Below are 13,730 nucleotides of genomic sequence, written 5' to 3'. Positions count from 1 at the left end.
ATCAGGCCAGGTCGGTCTGGGCGAAGTCGTTGCCTTTGTAGACTAGCTTCGCCTTCAACGCCTTGGCGCAGGCATAGGCAAAGCAGTCGCCGAAGTTGAGATCGGCGGAATGGCCGACCGCCTTGCCGTAGCGTGTTGCGGCATCGACCGCCGCCCGTCCGATCTCATCCGAAATCGGGATCTCCTGGGCGTCGATCTCGACCATGAAGTCGTCAACCACCTGCCCTGCCTGCAAGACAAGCTCCGGGGCCGGCTTCCGGCCACCACCGGCCCTGGCCCGAGCAAGCGACATGATTGCTTCGAAACGAACCAGCGGCGAAACGTATCTCTCGCCGGCGGCGCTGGTGAGTTGCTTGACCAGTTCCTCCCAGCCCGGCTCCTGGTTGAGGACGGCAACGATGACGGACGCGTCGATGAAAATCACTCGCCGTCCCACATTTCGTCGGTGAACTTCTTCATGTCGAAGTCGCGGTCGGGCAGGCCCAACTCCGCCACTCTCGCCTGCAGTTTGGCAAGGCGATTGCGCAGGGGGATCTTGGCGCGGTTGCGAGCAAGCTCGTGAAGCAGTGCGGTCCGCACCGCTTCGGTCTTGCTCGCGGCGCCGGATACTGCCTGCAATTCGGCTGCCAGCGCATCGACTTCGTTATCTCTGATGTAGAGAGGCATCTACATATCCTTCTGGATATACAGATATTCCTCAACGCATATTCATTCAAGTATAAAAAAGGCGGGCATGACCTGCATGCCCGCCTTCGGAAGTGCCTAGGTCGCTCAGAACCGGTAGTTCAGGCCGGCCTTCAGCGTGTTGCTGTCGAGCTCGTCGGCCTGCTTGACGCCGCCGACAGTCGACCGCACCTTGCCATAGTCGACACGGTTGTACTCGATCTTGGCGGTGACCTTGTCGCTGATCGCCTGTTCGACGCCGGCGCCGAGCAGGAGGCCGCCTTCCCAGTTGCTGCCGGAGCTGACGTTGCGCCTGGCGTCAAACTTGGAGACGCCGTAGCCGGCGGTTCCGTAGACCAGCGTGCGGTCCATCGCGACGCCGGCACGGGCCTTGGCGGCGGCGTCGAACTTGCGCTCGAGCTGGGCGCCATTGGCGATGTTGTGGCGGGCACCGTTGGAGAAGCTGGCGTCGGCTTCGGCGCCGTAGACGAACATTCCGGACTGGAAGTTGGCTCCAACCTGGCCGCCAAGCTGCCAGCCGGTCTTGCTCGAGAACGGGTTCGGGAAACCGTCATTGGAAAGCCCGACATGGCCGCCACCATAGATGCCCGACCAGTCATAGGCGCCAGAGCTTTCCTGGGAGTAATCCGATGCCACGTCGGCCGCATTGGCGACGACGGGGGTGACAAAGGGCGCGAGGGCCGCGAAGAGGACGAAATACAGATTTCGCTTGGACATGATGTAGTGCTCCGACATTGCTTGGGACAGCAAAGCCCGAGGCTTTGCTGTCCTGTGACGGGCTTCGACGCAGCGGCAAACGGGGGAGGAAGTCCGCAGGCCGAGTCCCGTGCGCCATATCATTGGCGCGAGGCGACCTTCGTCGCCATTCGTTGCCGAAACCTTGCGCGATCTTAATAAATGCCGATCCGATCAGGCAATCTTTCGGTAATGTTAACAGATGGTTAACGGCATGCGCACCAGGCATCGAAGGCAAGCCGTGCAGCGCTTCGACCTTCCGGCAATCTACATTGACTTCCTTGCGCTACGAGCGTGCCGCCCGCGTCAGCAGGCGCTGGTAGAACAGCCCGATGCCGATCAGCACAGCGCCCAGCCCGATGAAGGACAGCGCGCGCAGCACGCCTTCCAGTTCGGACATGTCGAACAGGAAGACCTTTGCCACGGCGATCGAGATCAACGCCGCCGAGGCGATGCGCAACACCTGCGACTTCAGCGTCACGCCGGCGACCAGCAGGCCGACGCCCATGGCAAGCCACAGCGCCGAATAGGAATAGGTCTCGACCTGGCCGAGGCCTGCCCACAGGCCGATATGCTCGCCCTGGAACAGCCGGCGCACCGACAGCGTGGCATAGGCAAAGGCGAGCAGTGCGGCGACAAAGGCCAGCATTGCCGAATACCATTTCGGCCGCTTGCCCCTGGCGTAGTACGCCAACGCTGCTGCTGCCAACGCCGGCAGAAGGTAGGCAAGGAGCAAGAGGTTGAACAACGGAATGCTGCCCGTGCCTTCGTCGGTGAACAGCGGATTGAGCACCAGGAAGTGCTGGCCCAGCACAGAAAGCACCGACAGCACGCCGATGGCGAGCGAGCCATAGCGCAGCACCGGGCTCGGCGAACGCATGTCGAGCGCCACCAGGATGCCGCCGCCGCCGAGCGCGATCAGCGTGTAGATCGCCTGTTCGGCCAGCGTCGGTGCGTCCGAGGTGATGACGCCGCCATTCATCGCATGGCGCACCAGCATCGCCACGGTCAGCAGCGAAAACAGGGCGGCCACCGCCTCCATGACCAGCCGCGGCCGGCCGTTGGTGGTGCGCGCCAGCTGCCAGGCGGCGAAGCCGAAAGCAATTGCCGGGATGCCGTAGCCGGGCAGGATCCAGTTGAAGACGGGCGTCATGCCGAGCCTGTCCGCCCCGACAACCGTCGGGTCGAAAGCGATCCGCGCCAAAACGGCAACCGCCGCCCCGACGCTCAGCCAGCTGAGCACCGGGTAGCCACGCTGCCGCGTCGCCAGTGCCGGAACCACCGCCGCAAGGCCAAGCAGGACCGTGGTCAGGCCCGAACCGAAGCCCATGTGGAGGGCCAGCAGCAGCGCCACCCCTGCCCCGCCAAGCACGAAGGAGACCGCCGGCCCGCCCTGGAGCGGCGGCTGTTCGGCACGGGCGATCCATTCGCCGCCGGCAATGAAGCCAGCGACCAGGACGGCTGAGATGAGCGCGCGCAGGAGATCGCGGTCGGGGTTGCCATAGGCGATCCACAGCGAAGTCAGCACGACCAGCGGCACCGCCACGCCCCACCCGGCCCAGGCTGCCGCGCGCCAGGGCGCCGTCGCCGCCAGCCGATGCGCGCTCCACAGGCCGGTGCCGGCAAAGACGAGCCCAAGCAGCCAGCCGATGCGGGTCAGCGACGTACCGGCGATCTCGATCGGCAGGCCCTCAACCATCAGCCCGCCGATCGGCAGGTCGAGCTCGAAGGTGCCGCCCAGCGCGTTGCGCAGATAGACCAGCACTGTCGCGATGCCTGCCGCAAACAGCAGCGAAACAGCAGCCGGCCGGTAAAGTGCCACCGCCAGCAAGCCGACCAATAGAATGGTCCCGCGCAGCGGCCCGCCGAGCGCGGCGTAGGTCGGGTGGATGAACAGCACCATGGCGGTCACGGCCACGAAAAACGCCGGCACCATCGACGGCCAGTCCAGCGCCGTCATGTCGTCGCGGCGTCCAAGCCAAAGCAGGGCGAGAGCCGCCAGCGTGACCGCACTGATGAACAGGATGATGGTGAAATCGGCTAACGGCGCATCGGCGAGGTAGAGCAGCGTCCACAGGCCGGTGCCTATGAAGGCTGCCCCCATCAGCAGCGACCATCTGCGCGTCCGGGCGACCGCCGCGGTCGCCACGAGAACGATGGCGAGGTAACCGAACAGCGCCCAGAAATTGGGCGCCGCGGACGCAATCAGCGCCGGTGTCACCATCGCGCCAAGCAGGCCGAGGCCCGCCAGCGGCTGACCGTGGGCGAGTGCGGCGCCGATCGTCGCCACGCCGACGATGCCAAGCAGGACGAAGGCGGTTCCGGCACCGATGAAGCCATAGAGCCCGTGCGCGGCATAGATGGTGCCGAACAAGGTGAAGGCGCCCGCCGCCGTCAGGATCGCCGGGATGTAGGCGCTGCCGCCATTCTGGATCGGCACGCGGAAGCCGGTGCGGCGGATGAACTCGCCGCCGCCGACCAGCACCAGGCCGAGCAGTGCAGCCATGGTCAGCCGAGCGCCGGGACCGAAAAGGCCGGATTCGATCGAATAGCGGATCAGGAACACGCCGCCGAAGGCAAGCGCCAGCCCACCGACCCACACCGCCCAGCGCGTGCCGAGCGCCGTTTCGATATCGGGTCTGGCCGGCGCGGGCGCAGGCTCCGGCGTGGAAGGTGCCTGCGTGCCGCCCCACGGCCCTGCCTCGCCGGCTTCAGCTTCGGCATTGGCCGCCGCGGGCAGCTCTGCCGCGACGTCTGCGTCCGGGGCAGCCGCGATTGCCAGCTCCGCCTTGGCAGGCACCTCCGCTACCGCTGCAGCCAGCGCCTCGGGCACCCCTGGCTCCGCCGTCTGCGTCGAAACCTCGGCAGCCTTTGCAGCCGGTGCAGGCACGGCCCCCGACAGCACCAGGCTGCGCAGCGCGCCCAGTTCGCGTTCGAGCAGGCCGAGCCGTGACTGCTGCTTCGATATGATGATGAACAGCGCGACAATGGCGATGACGCCCAGAAGGCTCTCAAGCATGGCCGTTCCCCCTCAGATTGGCCGGCTCACCGCGCCGCCAGATTGGCGACGGGAAAGATCGAACATGTTTCGGTGCCGAAGGCGAGCAGCTTGCCGTTGCTGTCCTTCAGCGTCGCCTCGGACACGGCGAGCGTGCGCCCTTTGTGGATCACCCTGCCTTCGCAGACGATCTCGCCGGTGTCGGGCGTGATCGGCCGCGTCAGGTTCACCTTGAACTCGACCGTGGTGTAGGCCTCGCCTTTTGCAAGCGTGCTGTGCACGGCGCAGCCGAGCGCCGAATCAAGCAGCGTCGCCGCCCAGCCGCCATGCACCATGCCGAGCGGATTGAGATGGCGCTTGTTGGGCACGCCGCGAAACACCGCCCGCCCCTCTTCCACGCCGGTCAGGGCAAAATTCAACACCGCGGCGATCGGCGGCGCCGGATAGAGCCCTTCGACCACCCGCTGTAGCAGTTCCCTGCCGGAAAAAAGATGCACGTCCTCAAGCGGGATCGTGCCCAGGCCAAGCGGCGAAACATGGCCGGGAAACAGTTCGACGTCGCTCATGCGGCGGTGTCTCCACGGGAGATGGCTTGGGCGGCATAGAATTTCCTCAGCGCCATCAGCAGGCCGCTGCGGGCATCGGGCACCTCGATGCCGCGCGGCTCGTAGACGTGGCGGGCAAAGAAGAAGCTCGACAGCCGGAACGCATCCTCGATCGCCGCGAGGTCGGCCCCTTGCCGCGCGCCGCGCTGCAGGAACAGCGGCAGCGGGAGCAGCTTGTCGCGCCACGGCTCACCGGCGGCGTACGACACGGCGCGGCCCGACTTCGGCGAGACATAGGTCAAATCCTCGATGGCGCCGGTGGCGGCACATTCGGAGAGGTCGAGGCCGAAGCCGAGTTCGTCGAGCACCAGAAGCTCGAAGCGAACCACCAGTTCGCCGACAGCTTCGGCGTCGTTGAGATGCGCGATCAGGATCGCCAGCGTTTCGTAGAGACCGGCATGCGGGTCGCGCTCTGGCAAGAGCCTCAAATGCGCGGCCAGCGTCTGCAGGGCGTAGACGGCCACGGCACTGTCGATCAGCCTGGCGGCATTGAGCTCGATCGGCTCGGCCTGGAAAGTGCCGAGATGCTCGTCGAGCCGCGCCCGCCAGATCAGGTCGACGCGGTTGCCGGCCTGTAGCACGGGTTGCTGCTTGCGCGAGCGGCCGCCGCGTACCAGGCCGAGATGCCGGCCATGCGCACGCGTCATCACCTCGAGCACGGCCGAGGTTTCGCCATGCTTGCGGGTGCCGAGGATGATTCCTTCGTCGCGCCATTCCATGGCCGGACCATCAGCCGGTTGCGCGGCGAAATCAAGAATAATGGCGCGGCGCAATTACCGTTCCGGCAGCGGCGGGATGAGGGCGATAAGCAGCAATGCCGCAACGACCAGCGCTGCGGCCGCAATGGCAAGCGGCAGCAGGCCGAGCGTGATGAAGGGCGCAACCGCCGCGGTGCCCGCCGCCGTGGTGCCGAGGATCGCCACCACTACCAGCGCTGCACCGCGGGCATCGTCGCCCTGCGAGGCCACGACGGCGCGGTGGAAGCCAGGCGGACCGCGGAACCCGAGGCCGAGGTTGAAAGGCACAAACAATGCGGTCACCACCAACGTGTTGGCGCCGCCCATTAGCGCATAGGCGAGCATCGCCACGCCACCAAGCGCGGACAGGCCGGTGCCGAACCAGATCATGCGTTCGGCGCCGAAGCGCCCGGTCAGCCGGCCTGTCCAGTTGGCTGCGACGATGAAGGTGGCGATGCCCGTGATCTGCATGATGATGAAGTCCCTGAGCCCGGCGCCAAGTGCGGCGACGAACACCGTCGGTGCGGCAAAGACGATCACCAGCAGCGCGCCGAGCGTGAAGGCATGGCTTACCGCGTATCGCAGGAAGGTGGCATCGCGCAGCAGATGGGCATAGCCGCCGGCTCCCTTGCCGGTCGTCAGTGCCGGCAGATGGCGGCTCAGCGCGCCGACGGCGGCTGCCAGCAGCAACGCCAGCACGGCAATGACGTCGAACGAGGCGGTCCAGCCGGCGAGTGACAGCAGCCACACGCCCGCCACGGGCGCAAGCGCCGGCGTCAGCGACTCGATGGAGCCGAGCAGGCCGAGCTTGCTGACGGCGCGATCGTCGCCAAACAGCGCCCGGATCATGCCAGGGGCGAAAACCGCTGCCGCCGAACCCGCTGCGCCCTGCAGGAAACGCAAGCCGATCAGCATGTCGAGCGACGTGCTCATGCCGGCAACCGCGGAGACGAGGCCGTAGGCGACGAGCGAAGCCACAAGCAGGCGGCGCTGGTCGAAATGCGCGCCAAGCGTGCCGAAGGCGAGCAGGCCGACCGCCGAGCCGGTGACGAATGCCGCCAGCACGAACTGCGCCTCGCCATAGGTTCCGCCCAGCACCTCGGGCAGGCTCGGCACGGCCGGCAGCACGAGATCCGTGCCGGCAATGCCGAGCACTGTGCTGGTCACGATGAGAGCGAAGGCGATGCCTGCATGGCCGCCATGCTTGCCGGGAGTCATTGTCTAGCCAGTCTTGGATTGAGGGCCTTTTTCGGGAGGGCGTCAGTGCCCCATCACAGACGGCGGGTCAAGCAAAGCCGTTTGGTCCAGTTGCATCGCCATCGTAGCACAACCTGCCAAGCCGTCGCTTGTCGCGGACGAAGTGGCCCTTCGCCCAGCCCTTGCGCCAGCACGCAAACCTGGCCGCAATGCCCTGCGCCATGGCCGCCGCCCTGAAGACGGCGGCCATTTGCGTCAGGCCAGCCTGGGGCGCAGCACGCGCGTTCCGGCCCAGTCGAGTGCCAGCATCGCCAGCAGCGAGATGCCGACGAGCGGAAAGGCGATGCCGCCGATGGCAAGGATGGCGATCAGCCCGCGAAACACCCTTGGATCTTCGGGCAGCGGTGGCACGCCGAGCGAGCCCGCCGGTCGGCGCTTCCACCACATCACCCCGGCCGAGACAGCCAGCACCACGATGCCCAGGCAGGCCGCCAGCAGCACCAGCTGGTTGGCCAGCCCGAGCTCCTGGCCCATATGCACCGAGATGCCCCATTCCATCGATTTGCCACCCGCACCGTAGTCGGCAAAGCCCATGTCGATCAGCGGCTCGCCGCTGTACTGGTCGAGATGGATCACCCGCTGCTGGCTGGCATCATCAGGATAGACCGAGCCGGTATAGACGCCCGTCGGCTTGCCCGGAATGGCGACCGCATAGCCGCGATGCAGGCCAAGCCCGTCGAAAATCGCGACCGCTCTGTCCAACCCGATCGGCGTGCCTGAGGTGGCGGATGATTCCGGCAGCCTGGCCTGCTCCAGCGACCACGACGACTTCGAGACATGGTCGAGATGTTCGCCCGATATCGGCACGTCGACGCGCACGCCCGAGGGGTAGCCGAAGTTGCTGCCGTTGGCCCATTCATTGACCTTCTCGCCCCAGACGCCGGACCAGGGCATGCCGGTGATCGCCAGGAATACGATGAAGAAGCCGACGAACAGTCCGGTCACCGCATGCAGGTCGCGCCAGAACATGCGGTTCTTCGGCTTGCCGCGCACGGTGACGACACCGCCCTTCTTGCCACGCGGCCACCACAGATAGATGCCGGTGCCAACCAAAAGGATCGACCAGCCGGCGGCCAGCTCGATCAGCAGCCGCGCGCCGTCGCCGAAATATTTCAGGCTGTGCAGATAGCGGATGCTCCACATGACGGTGCCGCGGTCGGGCAAGGCGCCCAACACGGCCCCGCTGTAGGGATTCACATAGACGGCAAGCTTACCGAAGTCGGGCGTGGCGACCGTGATCTCGGCCGGGCTCTCCGGCGTTGCCGGGTCGAGGTACTTCACCGCCGTACCGGGAAAGTCGGCCAGTGCGGCGTCCACCAAGGCTTCGGGTGTCGCTTTGCTCTGCTCGACCGCGACCCGCTTGAGGTCGGAATAGACGGCAGCGTCGATCTCGTCCTTGAAAAGATAGAGCGCGCCAGTGACGGCAAGCGTGATCATGAAGGGCAGCACCAGCAGCCCGGCGTAGAAGTGCCAGCGCCAGACGGCGCGGTAGAGGTTGGACGCGGAGTGCACGGCGGCGTTCTCCCGTCCGAGGGTCGTTTCGGACATAGATATCTCCATAGGCGTGGAAGCGCGGGCCGTATCGGACCCGCCGGTTTCGACGTCAGATGGAGATGTGCGGTGGTGCCCTCGCCTCGGCGATCAGGCCGCGCAGGCCTTGGGGTGCCGCCTGTCGCGGCTCCGCGACGACGATGCCCTGCGCCTCGGGCCGGTCAATGATGAAGGCAAGCTGCTCGCCCGGCAGGCCGGGCACTGTTGCTGCCGCCAGCTGGCAGAGCGTGCCGCAAGGACAGTCGGCGCGGCTGCGGGAGGGCTGCTGGTCGCCACCTGCCGGGCCCATGCCGTCCATGGTGCAGATGACGCCGAGCGGATCGGCGGCGGAGGCCGCCATGGCACCTGTCGCTGCACCTGAAAGCAGCGCCTGGAACAGCAGCATGAAAGCGATCATGCCGGCGATGGCGCCGGCCGACAGCCTGTCCCGCAAGATGAGGCGCATCCCCTTCATGCCAGCGAAATGGCACGATTCCACAGCCGCGTCACTGCGGCACGAGTGTCAGGTTGCCTCAGCCGTGGCGCGGCCATTGGTGGTGGAGCGTGTCGATGACGAAGCCATGGGCGTGGCGGTGCCCGAGGCGGTGTCCGCCTTCGGCCCAATGCGGATCGTCGTCGGCAAGGCCATGATGGTGATGGTCTACGACATCGGGATCAGATGACGGCCACAGGAGCAATGCCACGGCGACGGCTGCGGCTGCGATGCCGGCCATGACGACGAAAGTCGCAGGCAGGCCGACCGTCACGCCGAGCCAGCCGGCGAGCGGATAGGTGACCAGCCAGCAGGCGTGGGACAGCGCGAACTGGGCGGCGAACAGCGCCGGCCTGTCTTCGGGACGCGACGAGCGCCGGAGCAACCTGCCCGCCGGCGTCTGCGCGATCGAATAGCCGAGGCCAAGGACGAACCACAGCGGCATGAGCGAAGCGAAGCCCTGCACCAGCGTGCCGCAAACGAGCCCGACCGCCAACAAGGATATGCCCGCCAGCATGATCGAGCGATCCGGTACCCGGTCGAGTATCCTTGGCAGCATCAGCGCGGCCATCATAGACCCGCCGCCATAGGCAGCGAGCGCCATCGCCGTCGATCGCTGCGTCAGGCCGTATTCGCCCTGCACGATGACGACGGTGTTGACGATCACCATGGCGCCGGAGGCGGCAACCGCCATGCTGACGGCCAGCAGGCCCTGCAGCCGGGGTGTCGCGAGATAGATGCGCAAGCCGCGCGTCGTCCGCTCATAGATGCCGCGCGGGGCGGTCGCGTGCGGGCTGGGCAGCGTGACCGAGACCACCAGCGCCGCCGAGGCCAGAAAACCAACGACGGTGCCGGCGAACAGCTCGTGGAAGCTGACCACCGTCAGCAGCGCCGCCGCCAGGACAGGGCTGACCAGGCTCTCGAGGTCATAGGCAAGCCGGGTCAGCGACAGCGCGCGCGTATAATCCTTCTCGTCGGGCAGGACGTCGGGGATCGTCGCCTGGAACGCCGGGGTGAAGCCGGCCGATGCCGACTGCAGCACGAAGATCAGCACATAGACCTGCCAGACCTCGGTGACGAACGGCAAGAGCAGCACCACCGCCGCACGCACCAGGTCGAGGCAAACGAGCATCGAGCGCCTTGGCAGCCGCTCGGCAAAGGCCGCCGCCACGGGTGCCACGGCGACGAAAGCGATCATCTTGATCGCCAATGCGGTGCCGAGCACCACGCCTGCATCCGGCCCCGCCAGCTCATAGGCCAAAAGACCGAGCGCGACGGTGGCCAAGCCGGTGCCGATCAGGGCGATCAGCTGCGCCGCGAACAGATGGCGATAGGTTCGGTTGGAGAGTATCTGGAGCATCTGTCGCCCTGGCGGTCTTCGGCGGCCCGAAGGCCAGTCAGTCGTTCGGGCCGGCATGGCCGGCAGCGGGGCCGTCCTAGAGGTATTTGGTGATTTCCTTGAACTCGTCGATCGACTGGCGCTGCTCGCGCGGCAGTGGCCCGACGGCCTCTTCCAGGCAATGGTCGAGATGGTCCTGGATCAGCGTGCGCTTGGCCTGGCCGACGGCCTTTTCGACCGCATGCAGCTGCTGCGCGACATCGAGGCATGGCCTGCCAGCCTCGATCATGGCGATGATGCCCCGAAGATGGCCCTCGGCCCGCTTCAGCCGCTTGAGCGTATCCGGATGGGAAGCGTGGGTGTGCGCATGCGTTGTCATACCAGATGCTATCCCCCAGGGGGGTATATGGTCAATCCGTCGGACGCATCGAATTATGGATAGCTGAAGCACGGGACGCGAAATCAGCCGTGCCGTGCGCTCAGCGATAGCCTGTCGTATCGGCCGGCTTGCCGGCATCCTGCACCTCGACGACATAGGGCCAGGCATTCGGCCGGGAGCCGTCGAGGTCGGTGAAGCCATAGACCTGGGCCAGGCCGCCGCTCGACAGCGACTGGCCGTTCCACCGCGCCACGTCGGGATCGGCCGCAAGGGCTGCCACCGCGCGGCCGACGAAGCGCGGCGTCTCCGAGATGGCGAAATGCGGAATGTTCTTGGTCGCGTCGCGCCAGTTGGCTTCGGTGACGCCGAAATGCTCGAGCATCATCTCCGAGCGCAGCCAACCCGGCGTGATCGCCACCGACGTCGCGCCATGCGGGGCGAGATCCTTGGCATGCGCCCAGGCCATGCGCAGCACCGCCGACTTGCACAGGTCGTAGAACGGCGACAGGCGGTAGTTCACGGCATTGTATTCGGCCGTGCCGTCCGTCACCTCGACCAGAAGCCCGCCCGGCTTCTCGATCATCAGCGGCAGCGCGTGATGCGCGGTGATCAGATGCGTGTCGATGGATAGTCTCAGCATCCGCAAGCCATTGCCGAGATTGTGGTCCCACACCGGCTTGTTCCATTCGAACAGCTTCTCGCCGCCCCAGATGTCGTTGACCACAATGTCGAGCCGGCCCTGCTCCCTGCGGATACGGGCGACGAGGTCGCGCACCTCGTCGGAAACCAAATGATCGGTCGGCACGGCCACGCCCTTGCCGCCGGCGGCGGTGACCATCTCGGCGGTTTCCTCGATCGTCTCGGGCCGGGCATATTCGGACTGTCGATCGCGGGTGGTTCGTCCGGTAACATAGACCGTGGCGCCGGCAGCGCCCAATTCGGTGGCTATGCCCCGCCCTGCCCCGCGCGTCGCGCCGGCGACGAGAGCAACTTTGCCTTGCAGCGTCATCGAACTCTCCCAAAACTACGTTTTGTCGAATTGGCTCGCAGTCAGCATCAAAGCCGTATATAAATGAATACTCGTTTATAAATGAAAGTTCAACATGCCTCGCTCCAAGACGCTGTCCAACGAGAACGTACTCGAAGCCGCCAGCCGACTGATCCACGACCATGGGCCTGATGCGCTGACTTTCGACAGCCTGGCGCGCGCCTGCGGCCTGTCGCCTGCGACGCTGGTGCAGCGCTTCAAGACCAAAGCCGGGCTCAAGCAGGCCGCCCTGCTCCATGCCTGGGACGGGCTCGACGCCAAGACCACCGCCCTCGCCGCGTCCACGCCAAACACGCCCGAAGGCGCCATCGAGTTGCTGGTCGGCCTGTCGCATTATGGCGGCATCGAAACCTATGCCGAAGGTCTGCTGGTCTTGCGCGAGGATCTGCGCGATCCCGTGCTCCGGGCGCGCGGCGGCGCCTGGAAGGCGGCCCTGTCGGCCGCCCTCGAGGAGCGCTTCGCCGATGTCACCGGCGCGCCCAGCGGCATCGGCCTCTTGATGGCCTCGCAATGGCAAGGCTCGCTCCTCTGGTGGGGCTTCGACCCGCAGGGCCGCATCCAGGACTTCGTCGCCGCCGGCCTGCGCGGCTTCGTCGCCGCAGTCGTTCCTGCGACCACGGTTCAGGTCACCCCTTGAACCGGGCTGCCTCCTCCGATCCACGCGTGGCATCACCCGCGCTGTAGGAATGCGCACCGGCGCCAGCGAGCTTGCCACCGTCGACGATCAGATATTCCTCGCGGATCGGCCGGCCGGCGAACCAGCATTCGAGGATTTCGCGAGTGCCCGCGGCATAACGCGCTTGCGCCGACAACGACGACCCCGAAATATGCGGCGTCATGCCATGATGCGGCATCGCTCGCCACGGATGGTCCTTGGGCGCCGGCTGCGGGAACCAGACATCGCCGGCATAACCTGCGAGCTGGCCGCTATCGAGCGACCGGGCGACCGCGTCGCGATTGCAGATCTTGCCGCGTGCGGTGTTCACCAGATAGGCCCCGCGCTTCATCTTCGCGATCATCGCCGCATCGAACAGGTTTTCGGTCTCGGGGTGCAGCGGCGCGTTGATGGTGACGACGTCGCAGACCGGCACCATGTCGGCTGCCGTCTTGTGGAAAGTCAGGCCAAGCTCATTTTCGACAGTCTCGGGCAGGCGGTGGCGATCGGTGTAGTGCAGCTTGACGTCGAATGGCTTGAGCCGGCGCAGCACTGCCGTGCCGATCCGGCCGGCGCCCACCGTTCCGATCTGCATGCCCTCGACGTCATAGGACCGTGCGACGCAGTCGGCGATGTTCCAGCCGCCGTCCACGACCCACTGATAGGAGGGAATGTAGTTGCGCACGAGGCCCAGGATCATCATCACCACATGCTCGGACACGCTGATCGAGTTGCAGTAGGTGACCTCGGCCACGGTGATGCCGCGCTCCATCGCCGCCTGCAGGTCGACATGGTCGGAGCCGATGCCGGCGGTGATGGCGAGCTTCAGCCTGCCGGCCTTGGCGATCCTCTGCTCGGTCAAGTAGGCCGGCCAGAACGGCTGCGAAATGACGATCTCGGCATCGACGAGCTCGCGTTCGAAGACGCTGTCGGGCCCGTCCTTGTCGGAGGTTACGACCACGCTGTGCCCGGCACCTTCGACAAACTTGCGCAAGCCGAGTTCACCCGACACGCTGCCGAGAAGCACGCCCGGCTCGAAATCGATGGCTTCCGGCGTGGGCAATGCCTGGCCGCCCGGATAGCGGTCGAGTTTTGGCAGGCCGTCCCGCGCATACCGCTTGGGGTAGCCATCCACCGGATCGTCGTAAAGGACGCAAACAACCTTGGCCATGTCGTATCTCCCTTCGTCTGATGGACGAGGAGACGCTTGGAAAACTGACGCTACCCGAAATTTGCACGCGTGTGACGGAGCGAACCAGCCTTCAGGATT

14 protein-coding genes are annotated in these 13,730 nt (G+C 66.1%); 1 reads left to right on the top strand and 13 read right to left on the bottom strand.

All coding sequences use genetic code 11. The features are described from left to right. Position 1 precedes the first annotated feature (1 nt). From WHT83_RS12250 to WHT83_RS12195, 12 genes are all read right to left on the bottom strand, one after another. Positions 2-424: a type II toxin-antitoxin system VapC family toxin gene (locus tag WHT83_RS12250; RefSeq protein ID WP_199914498.1), complete on the bottom strand. Its 423-nt coding sequence runs from the start codon at positions 422-424 to the stop codon at positions 2-4. Further along, entirely contained in the window at positions 421-666 is a 246-nt protein-coding gene (locus WHT83_RS12245) for a type II toxin-antitoxin system VapB family antitoxin (protein WP_108608754.1), read from the bottom strand. The genes WHT83_RS12250 and WHT83_RS12245 overlap by 4 nt, the downstream gene beginning before the upstream one ends. A 105-nt stretch (positions 667-771) precedes the next feature. After that, positions 772-1,401: an outer membrane protein gene (locus WHT83_RS12240; protein WP_406871315.1), complete on the bottom strand. Its 630-nt coding sequence runs from the start codon at positions 1,399-1,401 to the stop codon at positions 772-774. Between the two features lie 304 nt (positions 1,402-1,705). Beyond that, on the bottom strand, positions 1,706-4,438 hold the full coding sequence (locus WHT83_RS12235; protein ID WP_406871314.1) for a DUF2339 domain-containing protein: 2,733 nt from the start codon (positions 4,436-4,438) through the stop codon (positions 1,706-1,708). 26 nt (positions 4,439-4,464) lie between these two features. Beyond that, positions 4,465-4,983, bottom strand: a complete 519-nt coding sequence (locus WHT83_RS12230; protein WP_406871313.1) for a PaaI family thioesterase — start codon at positions 4,981-4,983, stop codon at positions 4,465-4,467. Next, positions 4,980-5,741, bottom strand: a complete 762-nt coding sequence (gene recO / locus WHT83_RS12225) for a DNA repair protein RecO (protein WP_406873970.1) — start codon at positions 5,739-5,741, stop codon at positions 4,980-4,982. The genes WHT83_RS12230 and recO overlap by 4 nt, the downstream gene beginning before the upstream one ends. Before the next feature lie 54 nt (positions 5,742-5,795). Continuing rightward, positions 5,796-6,977, bottom strand: a complete 1,182-nt coding sequence (locus WHT83_RS12220) for an MFS transporter (RefSeq protein ID WP_406871312.1) — start codon at positions 6,975-6,977, stop codon at positions 5,796-5,798. A 234-nt stretch (positions 6,978-7,211) separates the two neighbouring features. After that, the gene (locus WHT83_RS12215; RefSeq protein ID WP_406871311.1) at positions 7,212-8,564 is read right to left on the bottom strand and encodes a PepSY-associated TM helix domain-containing protein; all 1,353 of its coding nucleotides are present in this window, start codon (positions 8,562-8,564) and stop codon (positions 7,212-7,214) included. 55 nt (positions 8,565-8,619) lie between these two features. Beyond that, complete coding sequence (locus WHT83_RS12210) at positions 8,620-9,012, bottom strand: DUF2946 family protein (protein WP_406871310.1); 393 nt, start codon at positions 9,010-9,012, stop codon at positions 8,620-8,622. Positions 9,013-9,079: 67 nt separating this feature from the next. Beyond that, positions 9,080-10,399: an MFS transporter gene (locus WHT83_RS12205; protein ID WP_406871309.1), complete on the bottom strand. Its 1,320-nt coding sequence runs from the start codon at positions 10,397-10,399 to the stop codon at positions 9,080-9,082. Positions 10,400-10,475: 76 nt separating this feature from the next. Continuing rightward, positions 10,476-10,757, bottom strand: a complete 282-nt coding sequence (locus WHT83_RS12200; protein WP_183262280.1) for a metal-sensing transcriptional repressor — start codon at positions 10,755-10,757, stop codon at positions 10,476-10,478. A 100-nt stretch (positions 10,758-10,857) separates the two neighbouring features. After that, complete coding sequence (locus WHT83_RS12195) at positions 10,858-11,766, bottom strand: SDR family oxidoreductase (protein WP_406871308.1); 909 nt, start codon at positions 11,764-11,766, stop codon at positions 10,858-10,860. A gap of 94 nt (positions 11,767-11,860) precedes the next feature. Between WHT83_RS12195 and WHT83_RS12190 the strand changes: the two genes are divergently transcribed. Then, positions 11,861-12,442 (top strand): TetR/AcrR family transcriptional regulator, encoded by a 582-nt coding sequence (locus WHT83_RS12190; RefSeq protein WP_406871307.1) that lies wholly within the window; start codon positions 11,861-11,863, stop codon positions 12,440-12,442. Here the strand turns inward: WHT83_RS12190 and WHT83_RS12185 are convergent. Then, positions 12,432-13,631, bottom strand: a complete 1,200-nt coding sequence (locus tag WHT83_RS12185) for an NAD-dependent formate dehydrogenase (protein ID WP_406871306.1) — start codon at positions 13,629-13,631, stop codon at positions 12,432-12,434. The genes WHT83_RS12190 and WHT83_RS12185 overlap by 11 nt on opposite strands. Positions 13,632-13,730 lie beyond the last annotated feature (99 nt).

Origin of the sequence: Aminobacter sp. P9b (genome assembly GCF_045345995.1) — a bacterium.
GTDB classification, from domain to species: Bacteria; Pseudomonadota; Alphaproteobacteria; order Rhizobiales; family Rhizobiaceae; genus Aminobacter; species Aminobacter niigataensis.
Note: the sequence above shows the minus strand (reverse complement) of the source record. Positions and strands in the feature narration are given on the sequence as shown.

Excerpts from the sequence above, each read along its gene's own strand:
- WHT83_RS12205 (WP_406871309.1), bottom strand. The coding sequence starts at position 10,399 with ATGCTCCAGATACTCTCCAACCGAACCTATCGCCATCTGTTCGCGGCG.
- WHT83_RS12230 (WP_406871313.1), bottom strand. The coding sequence starts at position 4,983 with ATGAGCGACGTCGAACTGTTTCCCGGCCATGTTTCGCCGCTTGGCCTG.
- WHT83_RS12195 (WP_406871308.1), bottom strand. The coding sequence starts at position 11,766 with ATGACGCTGCAAGGCAAAGTTGCTCTCGTCGCCGGCGCGACGCGCGGG.
- WHT83_RS12220 (WP_406871312.1), bottom strand. The coding sequence starts at position 6,977 with ATGACTCCCGGCAAGCATGGCGGCCATGCAGGCATCGCCTTCGCTCTC.
- WHT83_RS12235 (WP_406871314.1), bottom strand. The coding sequence starts at position 4,438 with ATGCTTGAGAGCCTTCTGGGCGTCATCGCCATTGTCGCGCTGTTCATC.
- WHT83_RS12240 (WP_406871315.1), bottom strand. The coding sequence starts at position 1,401 with ATGTCCAAGCGAAATCTGTATTTCGTCCTCTTCGCGGCCCTCGCGCCC.
- WHT83_RS12185 (WP_406871306.1), bottom strand. The coding sequence starts at position 13,631 with ATGGCCAAGGTTGTTTGCGTCCTTTACGACGATCCGGTGGATGGCTAC.
- recO (WP_406873970.1), bottom strand. The coding sequence starts at position 5,741 with ATGGAATGGCGCGACGAAGGAATCATCCTCGGCACCCGCAAGCATGGC.
- WHT83_RS12210 (WP_406871310.1), bottom strand. The coding sequence starts at position 9,012 with ATGCGCCTCATCTTGCGGGACAGGCTGTCGGCCGGCGCCATCGCCGGC.
- WHT83_RS12200 (WP_183262280.1), bottom strand. The coding sequence starts at position 10,757 with ATGACAACGCATGCGCACACCCACGCTTCCCATCCGGATACGCTCAAG.
- WHT83_RS12190 (WP_406871307.1), top strand. The coding sequence starts at position 11,861 with ATGCCTCGCTCCAAGACGCTGTCCAACGAGAACGTACTCGAAGCCGCC.
- WHT83_RS12215 (WP_406871311.1), bottom strand. The coding sequence starts at position 8,564 with ATGTCCGAAACGACCCTCGGACGGGAGAACGCCGCCGTGCACTCCGCG.
- WHT83_RS12245 (WP_108608754.1), bottom strand. The coding sequence starts at position 666 with ATGCCTCTCTACATCAGAGATAACGAAGTCGATGCGCTGGCAGCCGAA.